Raw genomic sequence first — 24,573 nt, 5'->3', positions numbered from 1 at the left:
CTATAACTGAAATATTCAATTGAATCTAATAATTATATTAAATCAGAATTATAGAAATTAGTTTTCGTGACTACTCTTCTATAGTATTTATTTAAATTTTAAATAAATACTAACCAACGGGAACTAACTCCCAAAGTTGTCCTTCTCCTCCCCAGTAATTCCATTGACAAATCTTTGCTCCTGAATCTTTGCTCATATTGTAAAGATCTAAACAAGATTTAAAGTTTGATGATTTTGTTAAAAGTGCATATTTATTACCAGAAACCTTAACAAGCTTAAATTTTTGCATATCTCCTCCTGAGTATTTCCACTGTGCAACATTTGTACCATCAGCAGAATTTCCATTTAGAACATCAAGACCACTCTTATAATTAGATGCTCCAGTTAATATAGAGTAATTTCCATCATTATCAGATACTAATTTAAACTTTTGGGCATCATATTTATTTAATCCCCATTGTTGAAGATTAGTGCCATCAGCAGATGATCCATTAGGAATATCTAAATATAATCCACTTAATGAGTTTTTAATATAGTAAGTTCCATCTAACTTAGTTGAAGCTGCTGTTGTATCAGAAATTTTTGAGCCCCAGATAGATTCATCATTAGCTCCTATTAAAGAGAATGTCATAGTGTTCTTATGTGAAGATGATTCATCATATTGCTTGAAAAATACTCCTTTGTAAGTAATACCATTAATAGACATAGTTGCATAATATAAACCTGACTTTTGCTTCCATGTTCCAGTATAGTCTCCAGTAATACTTCCATCAGAATTTAATGAAACTTTAGATGTCTTTAACATGCCAATTTTAGTAGTAGTTGCATCTAAACCATGATTTACAAAATCATATGTACCAGCAATATCAGAATTTGCATAACCTGATGAAGATATTGAACTTCCTAGATTTTCATACACTGCTGTTACTGGCCATCCATCTTCATTTAAGAATTGTTGATGAACTCTAACTTGGTGAGCTTCTGTTCCATTATTAAATCTTGTATGATAAATAAGATATCTTTGTCCATTATCATCAATTAAAGCTGAATTATGTCCACCTGACATATATCCATTTGCACTAAGTTCTCCATTTGCAACTGATTTTAATGATGAAAAAGTATAGTTTCCAAATAATTTTACTCCCTTAGTTGTCTTATCATCTTTAGCACTTGTACATATTGCTGGGTTTCCTTTTGCATCTGTATAAGGTCCAGTTATATTCTTAGATCTAAATAATCGAATGTGGTATCCACTGAAATTATCTGTTGCATTAAGTCCACAATAAGATTGATATAAGTAGTAGTAACCTGCTGATTTGTCATATACTATATATGATCCTTCTCCAGAAGTTCCATAACCTCCTGAAATCTTTGTACCAAGATATTGGTCTGAGACATTAGTTTTAGTTTGATAAGTATAGGAATAATCTCTTAAACCTGTAGAATTATCTAGCTTTAACATAAATAGTCCACCAAACCATGATCCATATGACATCCATAGGTTACCATCTTTATCATATGTAACACAAGGATCAATAGCATTTGGTCCATATGCTGAGTTCCAAGCTCCATTTGAAAGGTATCTACCATCTACAGTATTTGTTCCTGTAACTTTCTTGTAGTCTGTTTCAGCAGCTTGTGAAGAATTAGCAAATCCTGAATATACTATTTCTCCAGAGTATGTATATGGTCCTTCTATTTTATCTGCAGTTGCAAGGGCAATAGAAGAATAGAACTTGTCCCCATTAACACTCATATACATGCACCATTTTTTCATTTTTGTGTTATATATAACATCTGGAGCCCAAAGGTTGCCAGTAATATCATATGACTTACTTCCATGAGCTGCCCATTTACCTCCCACAGAAAAGATTTTTGCATAATCGTTATTTATATTTGTTGAAAACGTCTTCCAAGATGCTAAATCTGATGAAACTGCATCTGCTCTATGTGATCCAAAAAGATAATACTTACCATTTGCCTTTACAATTGATGGATCATGAACTGACACCCTTGATGTGTTTAATGCAGCGGCTGAAGTAGTAACTGTATTAATTAAAGCCATTAATGATATTCCTAAAATAAAAGATGTGATTTTTTTTAATTTACTATTCATAATTATTCGATATAAAAATTATATCTTTCCCCCTTTTTTGTTAGTAGTAAACTTTTTATGTTTTTGATAATTTTTAATTTCCTCTCCCTTCTATATATAATTCATAATAATAAAGATAAAGTTTGTATACTTGTAAAGTATTTCAGCAATATTCTGAATTTTGTAAATTGCAAACTTTATGCCACATTATATCTTATTAAACATTTTGCTGCAAATATATGAGTTAAAGTCAAATAGTAGATAAAACTTATTGATATTATTTCTAATTTTATGTATTTAAATTTGACTGTTTAGTCCAATCTATAGATATAGTTCCTAATTTTAGCCCTTTGACTAAATATTCTCACAATAACAAATGTAAATAAATATTCTTGTCTTCAAATACTCAAAATAATTCGTAAAATATAGATTTTGAGACAATAAAGAATTTTAATCACTACCTTGAAATATTTTACAAAATAATAAATTTAAATTAAAAGACATTGTAATAATCATATAGAGAAAAAATAGTGCTAATATATTACAATTGCTGCTATTATAATTAATAATTACTATGATTAAAAGAACTAGTTATTATGCTTTCTGTACTTTATCTTACATTTAGATATAAAAATGTAAGATAACTTATATTTTTTAATAAATTAATTGTTATTGAACACTGCTTGAAATATTTCTTTATTTTATAGCTTCAATTTGTTAAATATATATAGTAAAATTAATAATATATTTTATGAATAATATGATATATTTTTATTTTATTAAACATTAAATTTTAAATTAATATAAAAACGCTATTTTCATGGAGGCTGAAATTGATTAATAAATGTGATTTAAGAATACTAAAAACACATAAAAATATAAAAAATACTTTTTCAAATCTATTATTAGAAAAGCATTTTAAAGATATTACTGTTCAAAACATTTGTGATGAGGCATTAATTGGTCGTTCAACTTTTTATGCTCATTTCTGTGATAAATATGATTTACTTAATAAAATGGTTGAAGAAGTTGCTAAAGACTTTAAGAAACACATAGAAATACGATTTAACTCAGATAACTCAGATAACTCAAATGACTTTACTGAGATAGTTGATAATATGATCAAATACTTATCAACAAAAAAGAACACTATAAGCGCATTATTAGAAGTACATACTGAAACCGCTGATTTATACAGTACTTTAAAAAATATTTTAATAGAATCATGTTCTTCTTATTTAGAAAATAAAAATTTTATAAGCAAATATAATGTTTCAAATAAGTTTATATGTGCTCAATATGCAGCCTATGTATTAACATCTGTACAATTATGGGTGGAATCAGACGAACATGATCATACCTTAGAATTATCTAATAAAGTACAAGCATTATTATTTAAATGTGATAATCCATTATAGACAGTGAATTATTAAGGTTTAATCAACCTTTTTGATTTGTTATATTTTACACTTTTTTACTAATTAGTTATTATATTTAATAAAAATACATATTTTTTACCTATTTACAAAAAAGTATTTATGTGATACTCTTTACGTAAATTTACCATATATCGACGGGAAAGTTGTAGTTTTTCTAAAATGGACAAATTGTAATGCTTTACACTCCGTAAAATTATTAGTATTATACTGTATAACTTTACATATTCATTGCAATAATCTAAATCAATTTTAAGCAAACAATGACAAAGCATAATCAATAAGAAACTGTCTGCAATCTTACCCTTAATGTATACGGTTAAATTTTTTCAAATAAAGAAAGGAGTGTACTAAAATGCACAAAAATTTAAAATTAGGCATTACCAAATTTATAGCAACTATAATGTTCTTAGTATGCATATTGAGTAATGTATGGTCTACTAATGTATTTGCCAAAGAATATTCTAATAAGGAAAAAAATGCCATTCCTAATGGTAAGAGTGTAAACATCTACTTAGCAGGTGATTCAACAGTTAAGTCATATGGTCCTACAATAGATACTGGTGGATGGGGAGAGTTTTTACAAAGTTATTTTAATTCATCTAAGGTAACTATTCGTAACTATGCAAATGGAGGTAGGAGCTCAAGAAGTTTTATTAACGAAGGTAGTCTTGATAAAATTGCGTCTAATATAAAATCTGGAGACTACTTATTAATCCAATTTGGTCATAATGATTCAGCAAATCAACCAAAATATGTTACAGAAAGATTCGTTTCTGTTGGACAACCTGACAAGAATGGTATTTACCCTTCAATTCCAGCTGTTAAAGGACAAACTCCTGAAGATTTAGTTGGGAAATATGGTGATAAATACTATCCATATACAAGTGGAACATATAAATGGTATTTAAAGCAGTACATTGATGTAGCAAGAAAGGTTGGCGCAACACCTATTTTAGTTACTTCTGTTTCAAGACAATACTTTAATGCAGATGGTACTATAAAATCTCTACATGATTCAACAGATACTACAACAGGAACTGTTGTATCTTCTAAAAATGCATATGTTAACGCAGTTAAGCAGTTAGGTAAAGAACAGGGAGTTAAGGTTATTGATATGTTTTCTGATACAAAATCTTGCTTTGAAACAGCATATAGAAATGATCCAGCAGCTGCAAATGGAATCTCTCCTTTAGCACGAGAAATAATGGATACTAATGATTTAACTCACAACAACAAGATTGGTGGTTTTTATAATAGTGCTTTAATTGCTAATGAAATTCAAAAGCTAGGCTATAACATTTCTAATTATGTTATTCCACCTGTTAACGTAAATGGTATTAACAGCAAGAATAACTTAGTATTTAAAGTGGATTCTAAGAGCAAAGTAAGCATATATAAAAAGAATTCAAATGGAGTTTATACAAATGATTTAGATACTTATTGGACTGGTAAAACTAAGGCTTTAATTAACAAAATTTCTTCTACAGCAAAACATCAGTAACACTTAATAAAAAAAACTGATTATCTCTAATCAGTTTTTTTTATTATTTTCAATTCATTTATATTCCAATATAAATTTTATCTTTTCTAAACCATTTATATGTCTTTGCTTATCTTTCATAAATACCTCCATGTATTTAAATTATTATTGAATTGTATTCTATTCTACAACTTTATACTTGAACTTTTCATAATTGGTAAGAATATAATATATAGAAAATTTATCATCTATTTTTTCTATATTACACTTAATATCATTTACATAAACTTCTTTATACCTATCATTAATAAAAAACCATATAGAATATCAATATAACAACTTTTCTCTATTATATATTTCTTTGTTTAATTCATAGGTGATTTCTCCATCATATGTTCTTATCAAATTAAATTATTAATACTATTCTTTAACAGATCCATTCCATAAGAAATATATAATTAAAATTCTATTTATTCTTTTCCTATTACATTTTAATATGATATTTCCTCTTTCCTTCTCTCAATGTATATGATTACATGATATAATTATATAAAATGTTATTAATATCCAATATCATTTATAAAAAAGAAAGGGGATTGTTGAATTGAATAATAAAGTTGAAAAATGGGAGTTCTACGAAACCACATTCAAAGGACCAAAAGAAGGAAATCCTTTTATAGAAGTTGAATTTACAGCTATATTTAAAAATCAAAAAAATAGTATTGAGATTACTGGATTTTATGATGGTTACGGAGAATATAAAATAAGATTTATGCCTAATATGATAGGTACTTGGAATTTCATAACACATAGTAATGTTAACTCACTAAATAATCTTACTGGAAACTTTGAATGTATAGAACCCAGTAAGAATAATCATGGCCCAGTAAAAGTTAGAGATAAATTTCACTTTGAATATGCAGATAAAACACCTCATTATTCCTTTGGAACTACTTGTTATGCATGGATACATCAAACTGAGTCACTTCAGCTTCAAACACTAAAAACTTTAAAATTTTCACCCTTTAATAAATTGCGCATGTGTGTCTTTCCAAAAAGCTACGATTATAATCATAATGAACCTGATCTATATGCTTATGAAGGTTCTATTGAAAGTGGTTTTAATTACAAAAAATTCAACCCTAATTTTTTTAAACACCTTGAAAATAGAATATTAAATTTGCAAAACTTAGGAATAGAATGTGACCTTATATTATTTCATCCTTATGATAGATGGGGTTTTAGTGAAATGGGTGCTAAGAATGATGAACTATATCTAAAATATATAGTTTCAAGACTATCAGCATTCAGAAACATCTGGTGGTCTATGGCAAATGAGTATGATATATTGGTTAATCAGGGCAAGAAAACTCTTAATGATTGGGAAAGATTAGCACAATTAGTACAAGAATATGATAAATATGATCATCTAAATTCAATTCATAATTGTAACAAATTCTATGATTATAACAAACCTTGGATCACACACTGTAGCATACAGCGTATAGACTTTTATAGAACTTCTGAAAATACTGATGAATGGAGAAAATTATATGATAAACCTATAGTTATAGATGAATGTGCCTATGAGGGTAATATAAATCATGGATGGGGAAACATAACTGGACAAGAGATGACTAGAAGATTTTGGGAAGGCGTTGTAAGGGGTGGCTATGTAGGGCATGGAGAGACATATATTCACCCAAAAGATATTCTATGGTGGTCTCATGGTGGAACTCTTCATGGGACAAGCCCAGCAAGAATTGCTTTTTTAAGAAGGATATTAGAGAATGCACCTGGTCCTATCACTTCTCCTGTAAAATCTTCTGATGGCTCTTATTCATATTGGGATGTTACAGTTGGTTCTGTTAGTGATGACTACTTTTTATTCTATTTTGGATTTTGTCAACCAACCTTTAGAACCTTTAATATGCCAAAAGAGAAAAAATATAAGGTTGATATAATTGATACTTGGGAAATGACTATTACAGAGGCTGGTATATATACTGAAGATTTTTCTATTGATATGCCAGGCAAACAATATATTGCAATTAGGATGATAAGAGTTTAAATTTCATTTGGTAATAAAGGACATTCTTCTTAGTTGAGTGATGTCCTTTTTATAATCATCCAATTTCTTTATTTTAATAATTTTATAATTTTTTCGATTATCATAATTAAAATACTCCAAATTGTCCATAATATAAAATATCATAGCACTCTGAGGGTGTTTTTACAATTATGTAATAAATTTGATATAAATACCAATATAAGATATACTTAAAAAAGATTTAAAATTAGCACTATATTGGAAGTTATTGCCACCATATAGAGTTAATCAGTAATAAAAAGTTAGATTTTAGGGAGAAGGTAATATGAAAAATATCAATAGGATATCTAAAAATGATAAGATATCTAAAAATAATAAACTATCAAAATATCCAAAAAGGAGACCACTTTGGAAATCAGCGCTAGCATACACTACTTTTACTTTGGTGTTTACAGCTGTAGCTGCTCCATTTACCTTACTTTATGGTCCTTTTGAAACTGCAAAAAAAATCTATGTTGGATCTGCAATGAAAACAATGAGTCATCAATGGCTTGCAACTATGTTTTTATCTCAAGATAGAATAGATAAATTATTAAAATCAGATGATAAACAAGGTGATACAACATCTGATTCAACTGCTCAAGATAGCAGTCTTATAAAAATTTCTCAAAAGAGAGATGCTTCTATAGAGGAAAAAGAAATACAAGATGAAAACAATAAATTTAAAGGATATGCTCTTATAGTTAGTGACCCTACAAGAGTAAAAATAGGTGTTTCCACAACTCTTGGAACATCAGGTGAAACTGTATCTCAAATAGCAGAAAATTATGGTGCAGAAGCTGCAATAAATGGAGGATACTTTACAGATGAAAAAGGTGCTGAGAAATGGACATCAAATGGAGGTATTGCCTCAGGTTTTTTAATGTCAGAAGGGAAAGTTAAAAATAATAGTGCTCCAAACACTAAAGGTCCTATTCTATCCATTACAAAAGAAGGGAAATTATTAATTTCTGACACAACCCCTACTGCATTATTATCTAAAAAGAAAGATGATAAAAACACTATTACAGAAGCAATGAGCTATGTAACCACTCTTGTTAAAAACGGAAAACCTGTAACTATAGCAAAAGATGAGGGTTCTGCTCCGAAAACTATGATAGGCCAACGTACTGATGGTTCTATGGTTTTAGTTGTTTTAGACTCTTCACTTCCTGGAGGTAGAATCTGTGCAACTTTAGAAGAAGCTCGTAAGGTAATGCTAGATTTAAATTGTTATACTGCAGTTAACTTAGATGGTGGTAAGTCAACAACTATGTATTATAAAGGTGAAGTAATCAACAATCCATCCTATGCGCTAGGTGAAAGACCTATATCATCTGGATTTGTAGTTAAATAGAGAGAGGTGACAAGATGAAAAGATATAAAAAAATAATATTTTGCATAATTCTCTCCTATTTAATTCAAGTTTTAGTTCTTTTGTATTTTGATAAAGTACTTTTTAAAGAATCAACTAAATTTACAATAAGTAGTGTTAATGATACTGTTCAAAATGTAGATGTAAATGTAAAACTACCAACAGATGCTGAAAAAATTCAACTATCATATAATGGAAGATACATAATATACTTTAAAGATAATAAGCTTATGCTAGTTAATACAAAAACGTCAGAAACAAAGCAAATATTAAACAACACTAAAATACTTAATATTAAATGGGTACCTAACAACAATACACTATTTATAGTTGAAAATTTATCTAACAAAGTCAATACAAAAACCTATAATGCAATCAATGGAGTTGAACAAGATGTTTGTGATCTGTGCGCTTATAAAAAAGGTATGGTAGCAGATTCCTTTTTGTCAACTTCTGCTGAATACATAAGTGTAGCCAATGGAGATAATACAACAATTTATAGAGTAGATATAGATAAAGAAATGAAAAAACTTGATAGAACTGTGGCGAAATTAGGTAGTGCTAAGGTTTTCTGGCTTAATGATGTGTTTTTCTATGAAGATGCAGCAAATAAAAAATTCTATAGATTTACTAATGGGTCAAGTAAAAGCATCCCTTTCAAGAATCCTGATAAATTAACCATATTGAAAGCTGCAGGTAATTCTATCTATATGGGTGAATGTGCTGAAAAAAATGACTCTACAAAAATATCAAAAATACTTTATGAAGAAGATAAATCTAATGCTGCTTCATGGAAAACTGTAAATTTAGAAAAGACTACAAATATAGATGATATTTATATAAATGAAAATAATGAGATATTTATAAATGATTCTTCTGAAAAAAAAGTAAAAAACCTTACAACTGGAAAAAGTATAAGTTATAAAGGAAAGTTTGTTTCTATGAATGATAGACTAATTTTTTCTTTAGACAATGATAAAGTATGCTTAAATAATATAAAGGATACTAAATAATTTTTTAATAGATTTGTGTATTCTCACAGATAAACTTATAAGAGTTTATCTGTGGGAATACACATTTTTAGTTCATTTTCCCATAATCCATTTGATGCATATAAATAATTAAAGTTTCACAAAATATCTAATGTGATTTTATCAATTCAGTATGGAACAAAATACAAGTTTTATGCAATCTAGAAGCATATTAGATTTATAAAAACTTATTAATATTTAACATACTTGGAGGAATTATTATGAATTGTGAAAGTATTTTTTTTAATTTGCAGGAGGGTAAATCTAATTTCAAAAAATCAAGAGATGAGATATTAGATATTCGTGAAAAAAAATTTAGAGAAATCTTGAAATATGCCTATAGTAAATCAAATTTTTACAATAAACTTTATTCTAGTTATGGTATTAGCGAAGAAAATATTAAAAATATTTCAATAACTCAACTACCTTCCATAGATAAGAAAATTTTAATCGATAACTTTGATGATTTGGTAACTGTACCAGATATAAAAAAAGATTTAATTGAAAAATTTGCTGTAAAAAATGAAAATTTGAATGATAAGTATTTAGACAAGTATAATATAGTTCATTCATCAGGTAGTGTAGGTATTCCTACATACTTTGTATATGATGAAAATGCTTGGGAATATATGCTGTCATCAGCAATAAGAGCTAGTTTGTTTGATTTAACCACTGATGAAATAATTTCACATACATCTAAAGGTTTACGAATTGCATATATTGCTGCCACTCAAGGTCGTTATGGTGGTGTTATGGCTGCTAGTTCTTGTATAAAAGGACTTAACTCCTCCCAATTGCTTTTAAATGTAAATCTTCCATTAGAACAATGGATAGATGAGCTAATTGCCTTTAAACCTAATGTTATTGTAGGTTATCCATCTGCCCTTAAAATATTATGCCAATTAATTGAATCTAGAAAAGTAAATGTAGATGTATTTAAAGTGATTTCTTGTGGTGAGCCCCTTATAAAAAGTTTGAGGGAATATATAGAAAAATATTTAGATACTGATATTGTAAATATCTATGGAGCTAGTGAATCTTTAATTTTAGGTATGGAAACGAGAAATTCAGATGGAATTTACTTTTTTGATGATGTAAACTATTTAGAAGTTATAGATGATTCAACTTATATAACTTCTTTATATAATTTTGCTCAACCTCTTATCAGATATAAACTTTCCGACGAACTTATTCTAAAAAAATTAACATCAAATGAACTTCTACCCTACACAAAAATTGAAAGTATTTTAGGTCGTGATGAAGATATAATGTGGTTTATAAATGAAAATGGAATTGAAGATTTTCTTCATCCTCTCGTTCTTGATGAAATCTGTACAGATGGTTTGTTAAGTTATCAGTTCATCCAACATTCCAAGGAAAAATTTGAAATTCTAGCAGAAGTTAAAGATATTTCTAATTGTAGTTCTATAGAAACAGATATAAATGTTGAGATGAAAAAAATTCTATCTGAAAAAAATTTGGACAATGTGGATTTTGAAGTGGGTTTCACAAATTGTATCCCTATTAATCCTAAAACGGGAAAGAAACCCTTGATTTACAAAGATTAAAAAAGATATTTATAATTTAGTATCTATCAATTAAAGGGAGTATTTAAAATATGCTAAATAACTTTTTGGTTAAAGGGTTTTTAATTGGCTTTACAATTGGTGTGCCTGTTGGTGTTATTGGTGCCTTAACAATACAAAGAATCTTAGCAAATGGACCTATACATGGATTAATATCAGGTTTAGGGTCATGTATGGGAGATTTATTGTATGGCTGCATAGCAGCCTTTGGTCTAACCTTTATGTCAAACTTTTTAATAAAATATCAAACCCAACTACGTTTGTTAGGTGGAACTTTTGTATTATTGTTAGGATTAAAACTTATTATATCAAAACAACCTAAATACTCAGCACCAATAAATATTAATAGTGCTATAAAAACTTTTGTATCATCTTTTATTTTATCTGTCACAAATCCTACAACTATATTATCATTTTTAGTTATTTTTTCATCTTATGGTCTTTCTGGTAATATAAATTATATAAATGCAATTGAATTGGTTACAGGTGTTTTTTTAGGATCTGGCATTTGGTGGATTATATTAATAATTATAATTAGTTCTTTTAAGAAAAAAATAAATGATTCTTTTCTTAAAAAATTAAATGAAGTATTTGGTGTCATCATTATATTAATAAGTTTATTTATATTTATTAGCTCCTAAAACTAAATTTATCATAGAAACTCAAAAAAGGACAAGAATTACTACATTGTCCTTTTTTGGTTCTATTACAAAGTATGAATTTAAGATAATTTTGATGAAAATTTATTTAACTGAAGCTCTTTGACCTCTTCAGTTTTATCATTTGTAAGTGTAAATATACTTACAACAGTTATTATAAATACGATTGCACTTAAGAAAAAATAAGTGTTTTGGAATCCAATTGCAGAATATAAATTTCCTGCTATAGATGAAAATACTACTACAGCTAGCTGTTTTGCAAAATTAAATCCAAGCAAGTATACAGTAGCGGATAACCTTACGTCAAACACATGGGTAATGTACTTCATAATTGACACTAATAACAATGGCATTTCAAAAGCAGCTATTAATCTGATTCCAGATAAAATTATAGTGTTTGTAAACACAGCGCTTCCAAATATACGTACAAATGTTAATGACCCAAAAAGAATTAATCCCTTTTTAGCTCCTATTTTATTTACAATTGCAGGAGTGAAAACCATTAGAACTGCTTCTAACCCTGTTTGAAATGAAACAAGTTTACTAAATATACTAGTTCCTTCTGTTTTGCTTGCAAAAAAACTTGCATAATAATTAGGAAACTGTTGATCAAATACATCATATATACAAGCTGTACCAACTATTATCAAAGCTAAAAACCAGAATTTTTTCATCTTTAATATAGAAAATACTGCATCTTTATTTATTTCACTTGATTTTTCAGTTACAACACTACTCTCTTCTATAGGCAATTTTTTTACCTTAGCAACAAATAGGAGTATGCATAAAAACACAGCTGATAATGATGCCATCCAGTATATGCTGTTTGGATTTTTAATATATAAAATTCCTCCTAAAAATGATGCTGTTGCCCCTGCTATAGATCCAAATAATCTTACATGTCCATATTCAAATTCGTTTCGTCTACTTACCCTCTCTATGTAAGATTCAACTACACCAACTCCAGCATAAAAACATGCACCTAAATATATACTTCCAATTAATGCTCCAATATAAATATTAAATTTTAATAATGGTATATATGCAAAGCTAAAAAATGGTCCCATAAATAAAAGTATTATTGCAACAATAGCAAATAAATTTTTCTTAAATCCAAGTTTATCTTGAATAAATCCAAAGAAAGGTTGATAGCAAAGTGCTAATAAAGATATACTTGAAAATACAAACCCAGATTGACTAGCATCTAATTTGGCTGTATCTTGAAGCCACATTGGTAGGAATGTTAAAACTATTGCCCATATGAAAAAGTAAAAGAAAAATAACCCACCAAAATTCCAAAAGTCCTTCTTAAAAATTCTCATGTCATATACCTCCGATATTAATATTTTAAAGTCTAAGGAGTAAGCTTTTTGTAAATGTTTACTCCTTATGGTAAATGATTTCTACGATTTTTTTATATTTTTATTATCACTAAAGATTGATTTTAACAGTATCCTCAGTTGGGACTCCAAAGTCTGGGGTACCATCTTCTTTCCAGTTAATTACTTGTGCTCTTGTATGTCTGTTAGGATCATAAAGAGGATCTCCTTCAATTTCTGTGTAATTTCTAGCATGATAAACTAAAATATCATCCTTACCATCCTCTGATACAGTAAAACTGTTATGCCCTGGACCATATTGATGATTTTCGTAGGAGGTTCTAAACACAGGTTTTTGATTCTTTGTCCAAGATAAAGGATCTAACAAATCACTATTTTCATCAGCTACTAGCATTCCCATACAGTAATTTTCATCTGTAGCACTAGCTGAATAAGTTAAAAAGATTTTTCCATTTTTCTTTAATATAGCAGGTCCTTCGTTAACCCAGAATCCTTTTATCTCCCAATCTAATTCAGGCTTAGTAAGCATAACTGCTTTAGTTTTTAAAGTCCAAGGATTTTCCATTTCTGAAATATAAATATTAGAGTGTCCCTCTATATTAAAATCTTGTTGTGCCCAAACAAAATAAAGTTTGTTATTATGTTCAAAGCTTGTTGAATCTAATGCAAAAGAATCCCAACCTGTATCAACTTTCCCCTTTTCAACCCAATTATCTGATTGTGGATTTACATCACTATTCTCAATTACATATATACTATGATTAAAAGTGTCATCATCTATGTTTGTATCTGGTGCTGCTGCAAAATATATATACCATTTACCATTTATAAAATGTATTTCTGGTGCCCAAATTAATTGGCTCATTTCTCCAGTTTTATGTTTTCTCCAAACGATTACACCCTCAGCATCTTTAAGTCCATTTAATGTTTTTGATTTTCTAATTTCAATACAATCGTATTCAGGAACTGATGCTGTAAAATAGTAATAACCATCACTATGTCTGTGAATATAAGGATCAGCCCTTTGTAATACTATAGGATTTTCTAATTTTTCTAACATCGCCTTCACTCCCATTTTTTAATATATTAGTATGTTAGTATATATTATTCTATATACTTTAAATTTATCCTTCCCAATTTATATTTTTTTATAAATTTGTACGTACATTTTTTTATTTTCTAAAAATATATAATCAAGATTAATTTCTGTTATTTCACGACAAAGTTATTGCAACCAAGTAAACGTTTTGATAAACTTACCATAATCCTTAATATGATTATTAAATTCAAAGGGGGTATTCTATGCTGAATAATAAGCTAAGAAAAAAAATGTTATCAGTATTTGCAAAATCAATGTGCTTTACTATGCTATTTGCATCCTTTGCAGTTAGTGCAAAAGCTGCTACCACCATTACTTCAAATCAAACTGGTACTAATGGAGGTTATAATTATGAGCTGTGGAAGGATTCAGGAAACACAACTATGACTCTTAAAGATGGTGGGACTTTTAGCTGTCAGTGGAGTAATATTAACAATGCTTTATTTCGCAAAGGTAAAAAATTTAATGAAACTCAAACACATAAGCAACTTGGAAATATAACATTAAATTATGGTTGTAACTACCAACCATCTGGCAATTCATATTTATGTGCTTATGGATGGACAAGTAGCCCACTTGTAGAATATTATATTGTTGATAGTTGGGGCACTTGGAGACCACCTGGAGGAACATCCAAGGGTACTGTTTCAATTGATGGTGGTATATATGATATATATGAAACCACAAGAACAAATCAACCTTCTATAAAAGGCACTGCAACTTTCAAACAATATTGGAGTGTTCGTAGATCAAAACGTACAAGTGGAACTATATCTGTTAGTAAACATTTTAATGCATGGGAAAGTAAAGGAATGAAGCTTGGAAAAATGTATGAAGTTGCACTTACTGTAGAAGGCTATCAAAGTAGCGGAAAAACTGATGTATATAATATGTCAATTAATATAGCCAAATAATTTTAATCTTTTCATAAATATTAAGAAGTAAGATTTCAAAAAATGAAATCTTACTTCTTCTTTATTTTATAAATTATATTTATTGTATATTTGACTCATAATATTATATACTACTGGATCATTTGCTTTTAGCTGATTTTGGAAATCTTTTCTAAAGAATCTAGCTGAAGTCTCAGCAAAGTTTTCATGAGAATAATCCCATCCATAAGAACCAGCATAAAAATTATTATTTTTAATTGAATCATCATAAAGTCTGTTCCACAATGTAACCAGATTGCCTGTCCCATAATTAATATTAGTTCTTGGATCTACTCCAACTTTAAAATCATTTGTTGTTGATGTTGCATCCCAAATACAATGCGCCATCTCATGGAACATAATATCTACTGCACCATTTGGATCAGTCATTGTTCCAGCCATAATACGCATTCCAAATCCATCATTTGGATTACCAAATTTCTCATTAGCATCAAGTGCACCTGGCTTTTCAAGAATAATATATATTCCATTACTATTGTTGGTAAGTGTTTTATACCATGTATTCTTCAATTTTGAATCAAAATAAAGTTTATTAAGCACATATGGTATGTATTTTTTTGCATTTAAAAATTCAGCTGTTGTTGAATTATCATATCCAAAAATATAAACTGCTAAACTTTTTGCTCCACTTGGATCTGTATTATATTTTGAGTTTGAATTTTCTTTTGGATCTGCATATGCATAAGCAACCTTTGTACAATTTTTTACCAAACCTTTAAACTCTTGTGTTCTTTTATTGATATTAACCTTACTAGCAGGTAACACTGAAATTGTAGTTTTGTTAATGTAGTCACCTGGATTAGTTGAATCCTTAGATGAAGCTTTTGCCTTGCTTAAATTAGAGCTAATATTTCCTGTTGTGTCTAAAGTTGTTGCTGCAAAAGCAGTATTTCCAATCATCATTAGAGAACTTGCTGTTACTATTGCTGCTAATGTAGTACAAATCCATTTCCTTTTTAACATTTTAATTCCCCCATTCAAATATTTAGTTAAAGAATAAAAAATTCTTTCTTATATAATACATTAATTTATAAGTTTTGTAACATATCTATCGTAAAGCCACCAAATTCACTCTTAAATATTACTTTATAAAATCTTATTTCTTGATATTTATAATTTAAAAAAACGCCCAATAATAATTATTAATTAGTATTGACTTTTTATCATTGCCACTATATAATTATCTTAAATTACCCATTCCCTTTCAAAATTTTATTTTATATAGTTAAATTTGATACCTCTTTAAACGACGCCATTAATTTTTGGCAAAATGATTAAAAGGAGTTATTTACAACAACAATATTGTAAATAACTCCTTTTATTTTATAAATAATATTTAATTTCCTTGTTTTAATGAATTCTTTAAATCATCCTCTGGTGTGCTAATTGGCTTTAGATTAAAAGTATCCACTAAATATTGAAGAACAGTTGGTGATATAAATGCTGGTAAACTTGGTCCTAAGTACATTCCTTTTATTCCAAGGGATAATAATGCTAGTAAATCAGCAACTGCCTTTTGTTCATACCAAGAAAGAACTATGGTTAAAGGCAAAGAATTTACATCTGTATCAAAAGCATCAGCTAGTGCTGTAGCTATTCTAACTGCTGAATAAGCATCATTACATTGACCTACATCCAATAATCTTGGAAGTCCTGCTACTGTTCCAAAGTCTATTTTATTAAATCTATACTTACCACAAGCTAAAGTAAGAATTACACAATCCTTTGGAACCTGAGTTGCAAAATCAGTATAATAATTTCTTCCTGGTCTTGCTCCATCACAGCCTCCAATTAAGAAGAAATGTCTTATATCCCCATTCTTAACTGCATTAACTATAGCTTCGGCATGCGATAATGTAGCATGGTGCCCAAAGCCTACTAATATTTCCTTTTCTTCTTCATCTTCTTTAAATCCACCTAGTTCCAAGGCTTTATTTATTATTTCACTAAAATCTTTAGTTCCATCTTCTAGTACATCTATATGCTTTATTCCATCCCAACCTACAACATTTGTTGAGTATATTCTATCTTTATATGTTTCTCTTGGTCTCATTAAACAGTTAGTAGTCATTAATATACATCCTGGAATTCCATCAAATTCTTTTTGTTGATTTTGCCATGCTGAACCAAAGTTTCCTATTAGATGCTTATATTTTTTAAGTTCTGGATATCCATGAGATGGTAACATTTCACCATGAGTATAAATATTAATACCTTTACCTTCTGTTTGTTGTAAAAGCATTTCTAAGTCTCTTAAATCATGACCAGATACTATAATGAATGGACCTTTTTTAATATTAACATTTACTTTATGAGGTGAAGGATTTTGATAATTAGTAGTGTTAGCTTCATCTAAAGTCTTCATCACTTGCACACTCATATCTCCTGTCCTCATAGTCATACGTATCATATCTTCTAAGCTTAAGTTATCATTTGTTGTCGCTTCTAATCCTAAGAAATAAAAATTATCCACTTGGTCATTATAGTAATTAATGAATCTGGCTTGATGTCCATATGCACTTATACCTTTTAATCCATATAGTACAGTAGACCTTAAAGAACGAATATCCTCATCTAATGTTTGATCATACATAATACCAGCTTTTACTGAATCATTTAACATTTCTTCCTTAGTATCACTTAAATTATATGTAGCATACTCTGGATAATCTCCTTCTGCTGCTTGGTCTCTTAAGGATTCTTTTATCTTTTGTGATTCCTTTAATAATCTTACATGAACTTCAGCATCAAAGTTTACATTTGTTAGTGTTGTAAAAAGGCCATTTTCTACGAATTTTACTATCTCTTTATCAATGGTTTTTCCTTGTTCGATTAAAGGTTTTGCATAACAAGAAATTCCCTTCAATTGATATATTAACAAATCTTGCAAATTTGCAATTTCTGGTGTTTTCCCACAAACTCCACTCTTTGTACAGCCCTTTCCTCCAGCTGTCTGTTCACATTGATAACAAAACATTGAATTTTCCATTTAATTCTCTCCTTATAATAAATTTTACCCCTCACCACATTGTAACTACCAATTTCTATACTCTATTATATTATTACTCCTTTCCAATACATTATTCCTAGTTAAGCTTGTATAAATACTAAAAAGGTCTGACTCCAATTGAATATTAGAGTCAGACCTTAGTTCTTATTTTTTCACACACTTAAATTTTTATTGAGTTATGACAGTAATATACTTTGATATAGTCACCCCAATAAACATAAAAAACAACGCTTTATCAGCCATTCCATCAGCTTTACACATGTCAAGACACACTCCTGATTTTAAAGGATAAAATAACCTTACTCCCTTTTTATTGAACATATCTATTGCTATATGGGACACATATCCTACAAAGAACCATTTGCAGAAAACTTCTCCAAATAGCATATAAGCTGGAACTGTAAATGCTATAACCCCAACAATACTGTGCATAAAACTTCTATGAGAAGAAAATTTTCCTATTATTAAAGCCAATGTAAGGATGCCTAGTGCTGGTAACATATCATTTAAATTTTTATTTCCAATTATATATTTTAGAATGTTAATCTTATATCTGTCATTAAGTATTATACCTAAAGCTACAAGAATTACTGCTCCAGCAGCAGCTTCTTTAAGCATTACAGATCCTCCTGATTTCTCTGTATCTATATCTACAATTAAAGAGCCAATTAAAGCTAATGCAGTTCCTCCAAAAATAGTTTTCATATCATTTGTTGGTAATAGTACAGTTGCTGCACCTACCCCTACTGACATATGTGTTTTTCCTGTCATAAAAAATAACCTCCATATTAATTGCTATTTCTTCTACTGCTTATCTTACAGAAATTAATTATTAACCTCCTTGTTTTTACTAAATGAAAACATTAATTTTTTATACAAAAAAGGACACTCCATCTTTAAGAATAAATGAAAAAATTTTACTAATTATCAAATAGCATACCAATTTGATAATTAACCTTTCATTTAAAACCCAAAAATGTTTGCCCTTTTATATTAAATATTCTCATTTCTTTATTTATATTTTACTTACATATCTCCATATTGTAAATGGATTTTCCTTACATTAAAACTCGAATAATTTATATTTCAATTCCTAACAATAATAATGAAAAATGATTGACGTTTTAAGGAGGTTTCTCTTTATGAAGAAAATATTGACTTTAATTTGTGTTGTATGTATTATTTTAATAATTGGATATAGTACAGATGGTAGTAAAATTGCAACAGCAACTGTCTCACCTAGAAAAGATCGATTACAAATGATAAAAGAAAAAGGAGTATTAACTATTGTTTTCACAGATGATCCCCCTTTTGCCTATATCGATCCTAAAACAAATAAACTAAGTGGAATTGATGCTGATATTATAACTGAAATTGCAAAGCGACTTGGAATTAATAAAATTGAATTTAAGAAAGCTCCATTTTATGAGTTATTAGACAAACTAAATACTGATGAAAATATAGATCTAGCATCAGATGCGATATATATAACTCCTGAACGTGAAAAGATAGTATCATTTACTCAACCACTATATAAGGAATCAGAAGTTATTATTGTTACAAAAACTTCAAAAATTAATTTTAAGGAAGATTTGAAAAATGCAGTAGTTGGAGCAGAAAAAGGCACTAAATTTGCAGATTTAATACAAGATTGGAAGAAAAATAACTTAGTAAAAGATGTAGTAATTTTCAATAATAACCTTGAAACATTAAATGCTATAAATAGTGGAAAAATTGATGCCGGTGTAGCTGATTTTGCTATTACAAAATATGCTTTAGAAAACAGCAAACTTTTTTTAAAGATTTTACCAGGTTATACTCCTGTAGTGTATGGAACTATAGGAATAGCCGTTAAAAAAAGTGATATTACATTATTAAATGCTCTAAATGAAAAAATTAATGAGATGAAAACAGATGGTACATTGTATGCTATTCTTGTAAAGAATGGATTAGATAAAAATAATATGATTGAATGATAAAATGCCACAAAATGATTTCTACTCATTTGTGGCATTCTAAATTAACCTTATTAACTAATATTATAATTTTTATTCATAACACTCTGGAGCTGTTTTTATTGTTTTAAAGAATTCTTCATCATGTGCAAAAAATACTTTACCATTATATTTTTTCTCTAGTGCTCTAACCTTATTAATTGATTTAAAGAAGGATAAACTATCATAAAGTAATCCTGATGCTTTAGCAGGTGGTCCATAAATTTCTGAACTATATACACAGTCTTGTGGGAAAATTAATGTACCTTCCTTTTCTAAATGAACTACTAAGCCAAGTAATCCTGGTGTATGTCCTGGTAAATTTACTATTTCTACCCCTTCTGCAAATTCAAAATCTTCTTCAACTAAATGATATTGCTTTACTGAAACATCTAAATCTGATTTTATATATCCTCCATGAGTTAAAGGACTTTCATTTAATCTCACTTGAGTTTGAGCTTGCATAAAATCTGCCTTTGGTACATATACATCAGCATGTTTAAACATATCTAAATTTCCTGCATGATCCAAATGCATATGAGAAATGATTACTTTCTTTATTTCTTCTGGTTTAGTTCCACATAAAGCTAATTGATTTTCTAATCTTTGCTCTTTTGTTTGATATAATGGATAAACTTCTTGCAAATGTTGTGGCCAATATCCATTCATAGCTTCTGGATTACTTCCTACATCATACAAAATTTTTCCATCTGGATGATCTATTAAAATAGCCATTACAGGTAATTTGATCCATTCATTTTTTACATATGGCTGGCTGCATGTTCCCATAGTAGCGCCACCTACAACATTGTTTTTGTCAGTTTCTAAATACCCAGTGTTTAATACGTAAACTTTCATAATCATTTTCCTCCTACACTTTTATTAAATTTATTTTCATGTCCCTTAACAATACTAAAATTTTACTTTGAATCTATTTTCCCATTCTCTAATTAATTCATCCTTAAAGTCAGGATGTGCAATATTAATTAGTGCTCTAGCTCTTTCTTTTAATGTTTTTCCTTTCAATTCTGCAATTCCAAACTCAGTTACCACATAATGAACATCATTTCTTGATGTAGTTACTGTTGCACCTTCATCTAAAATTGGAACTATTCTTGATACTTTTCCTTTGCTAGCTGTTGATGGCATTGCTATTATTGACTTTCCATCTTTGGCCATTGCTGCTCCTCTTACAAAGTCGACTTGACCTCCTACTCCACTAAACTGCTTTAAACCTATTGTATCTGCTGCAATTTGTCCCATAAGGTCAACTTGAATGCATGAATTTACAGATACCATCTTATAGTTTTCTGCAATAACACGTGGATTATTTACATAGTCTACAGAATACATAACTACACTTGGATTTTGATTAACATAGTCATATAATCTTTTAGTTCCCATTAAAAAAGTAACAACTGTTTTTCCTGGATGTAGAGTCTTTGATTTATTTGTTATAACTCCAGCTTCAATCAGTTCAACCACACCATCAGATATCATTTCTGAATGAATTCCAAGATTTTTTTTATCCTTCAAAAATAATAATACTGCATCTGGAATAGCACCAATTCCAAGTTGAAGAGTAGAGCCATCTTCAATAAGTTTTGCACAGTTTTCACCTATAGATTTTTCTACCTCCCCAATTTTAGGAGGTTTAAGTTCTATTATGTCATTTGAAGTTTCAACAATATAACTTATTTCAGAAACATGTATAAATGAATCCCCTGAAGTTCTTGGCATTTTATCATTTACTTCTGCAATAATAATCTTTGCTGATTCAGCTGCTGGTTTTGTATAATCATTTGAAACACCAAAACTGCAATATCCATGTTCATCTGGAGCACTAACTTGAATTATGGCTACATCTACTGGTAAATGTCCATTTTTAAAAAGTTTTGGCACTTCTGAAAAGAAACATGGGGTAAAATCTGCTCTTCCCTCTAAAATAGCTTCCCTTGTTGTTCCACCTGCAAATATTGAGTTATGATGAAAATTTTTAACCATTTCAGGTTTACAATATTCACTTTTTCCCATTGAAACCATATGAACAATTTCTACATTTTCATATAAATCTTTATTTCTAATCATGGCTTCTATAATATCTTTTGGTTCTCCACAAGCATGTCCTGTTACTACCCTGTATCCTGATTTAATATTTTTTACTGCTTCATCAGCTGTAACTACTTTGCTCTTGTATAAATCATTCCAGTTAATTTTGCACACCTCCCTAAATTTACTTTCTTAGCAATTGTCTTGCAAAATCTAATATTTCATCACTAATAGGACTAACTAGTTGTACTTCCTTAACTTCTGGTATTTCCTTTAACACAGTAGACACTAAATCTTCCATAGTAAATCTTGCAGAAGGACATCCACTACAAGCCCCTAAAAGTTTTACATAAACCACACCATTAGTTATTTTTACAAGTTGTATATCTCCATTATGTTCTGCAAGCAAAGGTTTAATTCTATTATTAATGGCATTATTAATTTTATCTACCATGATATTTCTCCTATTATTCTTTAATTCTAGCAATTTTCTTAGCTAACTTCTTCTTAGCTGCTAAATTTCCCTGTCTAGCTATCATAATTCTTTGAGCTTGTGGAGAACCAGCTCCATGCATTGATTCAGTTCTATATCCAACTGCTGCAGCTCCTAAAGTAAGATTTTCTATTAATCTTAATATTCTCATTCTATTTTCAGTTGGAACAGAATCTACTCCTCTTAAATACTTGTCCATATATGGTCCAATTTTTTCATGTCTAAAATCAGCTTCTGAAGGCATAGTAACCATTATTCCTCCAGCGATATCTTCTGCTAGCCTACATATTTCGTAAGGGAATCTTGTTACGTTTTGTTTACATACATTTGCAAGTAAGTTATCAATATAATAATTTCCTGATTCTGTTTTAGTTCCCATTGCTGAACATGCAATACCACAAGAGAAAAGAGTTTCATTTAAATGAGTCATCTCTATTAACTTATCTTTAATATGTGATGCTCTTGCTGCTCCATTATAATCAGCTGCAACTGCAGATGCTCCAATTAAAACATCTCCAACTCCAACTTTGCATCCACCATAGCTTTGTCTATGATATCCAGCAAATCTTTCAACTATCATTCCTGCAAAATCTGTTTCTCCATTTAAAAATATTCTATCATTTGGCACAAATACATTATCAAATATGGTTAAGGTTTCTTGTCCACCAAATTCTACATTTCCAAGATCAATATCTGCATCTTTTTCTAATTTTCTTGTGTCACAAGATTGTCTTCCATATATATGAAATACTCCTTCAGCATCTGTAGGCATTGCAAAAGCTATTGCCCAATCCTTATCATTTGGAGTTAATGCTATAGTTGGCATCACTATTACTTCATGAGAATTTAACATTCCTGTTTGGTGGCATTTAGCACCTCTAACAACAACACCATCTTCTCTTCTTTCAACTACTCTAAGATACAAATCTCCATCAACTTGATTGCTTGGTGATAATCCTCTGTCCCCTTTAGGGTCAGTCATTGCTCCATCAACTGTTAAATCGTTTTCTTGAACATATAATAAGAACTTTTTAAAATTTTCATGATAGCTAGTTCCATAAGCTTTGTCCAATTCATAAGTTGAGCTAAATATAGAATTGAAGGCATCCATACCAACACACCTTTGGAAACAAGATGCAGTCTTTTGTCCAAGTAGTCTCTGCATTTTTACTTTATTCATAAGATCATCTGTACTTTGATGCAGGTGAGTAAATCTATTTATCTTTTCTTCAGTTAAATTAGATGTAACTGTCATCAACTCTTCATATTCTGGCATTTGAGCTAACTCATAAGTCATAGCTACAGAATTAAGCGATGGTCTTATTATTGGATGATCAACTACATTATCAACCACTTCCCCAAACATATAAACTTTTAAATTTAACTTTCTTAAACTTTCAATATATTGTTCTTTAGTTTTTAATGTCATAATATCGCTTCCTTTACTAATTTTTATTTTGTGCTAATTATACAAAGCAATACTTATGCCAAAATTAAAAATATCCTGCTAGTTAATTTTAAAATTATACTTATGAAACAGCTCTACACCTGAAAAAGTATGACATTTATTTTTCATATCAATGGCATCCCAAATTTTTTATCTATACATTTTTCAGAACAATATTGTGAGAATTATTTGAATTTTATAAAAAATCCATTATGTTTTGTTGCAATATTGCAACAAATATTTATGTGGATACTCACAGCAACACGGTAAATCGTTTTCAGAGCTGCTATTCACATTAACTTATTATGATGTTGCATTTTTGCATCTTGTTGCAGTATTGCAACAAAGTAATATTATTTCTTTTTAAAGCTTACTATTATTAATGCAATATAAGCTCTTTTTAATTTTCATTAGTAAAGAATTTATCTTAATTT

Annotated in this window: 19 protein-coding genes; 9 read left to right on the top strand and 10 right to left on the bottom strand. The window is 29.0% G+C overall.

The window, feature by feature from the left end; translation table 11 throughout:
- Positions 1–109 precede the first annotated feature (109 nt).
- Positions 110–2,116, bottom strand: a complete 2,007-nt coding sequence (locus NNC19_RS19685; RefSeq protein WP_310940402.1) for an RICIN domain-containing protein — start codon at positions 2,114–2,116, stop codon at positions 110–112.
- Positions 2,117–2,928: 812 nt separating this feature from the next.
- Between NNC19_RS19685 and NNC19_RS19680 the strand changes: the two genes are divergently transcribed.
- The 7 genes from NNC19_RS19680 (at position 2,929) to NNC19_RS19650 (ending at position 11,736) form a co-directional block, all read left to right on the top strand.
- Complete coding sequence (locus tag NNC19_RS19680; protein ID WP_310940401.1) at positions 2,929–3,513, top strand: TetR/AcrR family transcriptional regulator; 585 nt, start codon at positions 2,929–2,931, stop codon at positions 3,511–3,513.
- Positions 3,514–3,886: 373 nt separating this feature from the next.
- Positions 3,887–5,035, top strand: a complete 1,149-nt coding sequence (locus NNC19_RS19675; protein WP_310940400.1) for a rhamnogalacturonan acetylesterase — start codon at positions 3,887–3,889, stop codon at positions 5,033–5,035.
- Positions 5,036–5,618: 583 nt separating this feature from the next.
- Positions 5,619–7,085, top strand: coding sequence for a DUF5605 domain-containing protein (locus NNC19_RS19670; protein WP_310940399.1), 1,467 nt, complete (start codon positions 5,619–5,621; stop codon positions 7,083–7,085).
- Positions 7,086–7,389: 304 nt separating this feature from the next.
- On the top strand, positions 7,390–8,460 hold the full coding sequence (locus NNC19_RS19665) for a phosphodiester glycosidase family protein (protein WP_310940398.1): 1,071 nt from the start codon (positions 7,390–7,392) through the stop codon (positions 8,458–8,460).
- Positions 8,461–8,474: 14 nt separating this feature from the next.
- Positions 8,475–9,491, top strand: a complete 1,017-nt coding sequence (locus NNC19_RS19660; protein ID WP_310940397.1) for a hypothetical protein — start codon at positions 8,475–8,477, stop codon at positions 9,489–9,491.
- A gap of 239 nt (positions 9,492–9,730) precedes the next feature.
- Positions 9,731–11,077, top strand: coding sequence for a phenylacetate--CoA ligase family protein (locus tag NNC19_RS19655; protein WP_310940396.1), 1,347 nt, complete (start codon positions 9,731–9,733; stop codon positions 11,075–11,077).
- A 50-nt stretch (positions 11,078–11,127) separates the two neighbouring features.
- Positions 11,128–11,736 (top strand): LysE family transporter, encoded by a 609-nt coding sequence (locus NNC19_RS19650; RefSeq protein WP_310940395.1) that lies wholly within the window; start codon positions 11,128–11,130, stop codon positions 11,734–11,736.
- 80 nt (positions 11,737–11,816) lie between these two features.
- On the opposite strand, the gene NNC19_RS19645 is transcribed toward NNC19_RS19650, so the two are convergent.
- Positions 11,817–13,076: an MFS transporter gene (locus tag NNC19_RS19645; protein ID WP_310940394.1), complete on the bottom strand. Its 1,260-nt coding sequence runs from the start codon at positions 13,074–13,076 to the stop codon at positions 11,817–11,819.
- Between the two features lie 109 nt (positions 13,077–13,185).
- Complete coding sequence (locus tag NNC19_RS19640) at positions 13,186–14,154, bottom strand: family 43 glycosylhydrolase (RefSeq protein WP_310940393.1); 969 nt, start codon at positions 14,152–14,154, stop codon at positions 13,186–13,188.
- A gap of 242 nt (positions 14,155–14,396) precedes the next feature.
- Between NNC19_RS19640 and NNC19_RS19635 the strand changes: the two genes are divergently transcribed.
- Positions 14,397–15,107, top strand: coding sequence for a glycoside hydrolase family 11 protein (locus tag NNC19_RS19635; protein WP_310940392.1), 711 nt, complete (start codon positions 14,397–14,399; stop codon positions 15,105–15,107).
- Positions 15,108–15,173: 66 nt separating this feature from the next.
- On the opposite strand, the gene NNC19_RS19630 is transcribed toward NNC19_RS19635, so the two are convergent.
- The 3 genes from NNC19_RS19630 to NNC19_RS19620 form a co-directional block, all read right to left on the bottom strand.
- Positions 15,174–16,109 (bottom strand): hypothetical protein, encoded by a 936-nt coding sequence (locus NNC19_RS19630; protein WP_310940391.1) that lies wholly within the window; start codon positions 16,107–16,109, stop codon positions 15,174–15,176.
- Between the two features lie 373 nt (positions 16,110–16,482).
- A complete protein-coding gene (gene hcp, locus NNC19_RS19625) occupies positions 16,483–18,135 on the bottom strand; it encodes a hydroxylamine reductase (protein WP_310940390.1) in 1,653 nt (550 codons plus the stop codon).
- Between the two features lie 189 nt (positions 18,136–18,324).
- Positions 18,325–18,927 carry a metal-dependent hydrolase gene (locus NNC19_RS19620; RefSeq protein WP_310940389.1) on the bottom strand — a complete coding sequence of 201 codons (603 nt, stop codon included), beginning with the start codon at positions 18,925–18,927 and terminating at the stop codon, positions 18,325–18,327.
- Between the two features lie 371 nt (positions 18,928–19,298).
- Between NNC19_RS19620 and NNC19_RS19615 the strand changes: the two genes are divergently transcribed.
- Entirely contained in the window at positions 19,299–20,132 is an 834-nt protein-coding gene (locus tag NNC19_RS19615) for an ABC transporter substrate-binding protein (RefSeq protein WP_310940388.1), read from the top strand.
- A gap of 72 nt (positions 20,133–20,204) precedes the next feature.
- Here the strand turns inward: NNC19_RS19615 and NNC19_RS19610 are convergent, their stop codons facing one another.
- Genes NNC19_RS19610 through NNC19_RS19595 form a run of 4 tightly spaced genes read right to left on the bottom strand, consistent with a single transcriptional unit; the run spans position 20,205 to position 24,121 of the window.
- Entirely contained in the window at positions 20,205–21,008 is an 804-nt protein-coding gene (locus NNC19_RS19610) for an N-acyl homoserine lactonase family protein (protein ID WP_310940387.1), read from the bottom strand.
- A 54-nt stretch (positions 21,009–21,062) separates the two neighbouring features.
- Complete coding sequence (locus NNC19_RS19605) at positions 21,063–22,364, bottom strand: acetyl-CoA hydrolase/transferase C-terminal domain-containing protein (protein WP_310940403.1); 1,302 nt, start codon at positions 22,362–22,364, stop codon at positions 21,063–21,065.
- Between the two features lie 19 nt (positions 22,365–22,383).
- Complete coding sequence (locus NNC19_RS19600; RefSeq protein WP_310940386.1) at positions 22,384–22,653, bottom strand: NifU family protein; 270 nt, start codon at positions 22,651–22,653, stop codon at positions 22,384–22,386.
- 13 nt (positions 22,654–22,666) lie between these two features.
- A complete protein-coding gene (locus NNC19_RS19595) occupies positions 22,667–24,121 on the bottom strand; it encodes a 4-hydroxyphenylacetate 3-hydroxylase N-terminal domain-containing protein (RefSeq protein ID WP_310940385.1) in 1,455 nt (484 codons plus the stop codon).
- Positions 24,122–24,573: the final 452 nt, after the last annotated feature.

This window comes from Clostridium sp. SHJSY1 (assembly GCF_031626875.1).
Classification (GTDB): Bacteria; Bacillota; Clostridia; order Clostridiales; family Clostridiaceae; genus Clostridium.
Note: the sequence above shows the minus strand (reverse complement) of the source record. Positions and strands in the feature narration are given on the sequence as shown.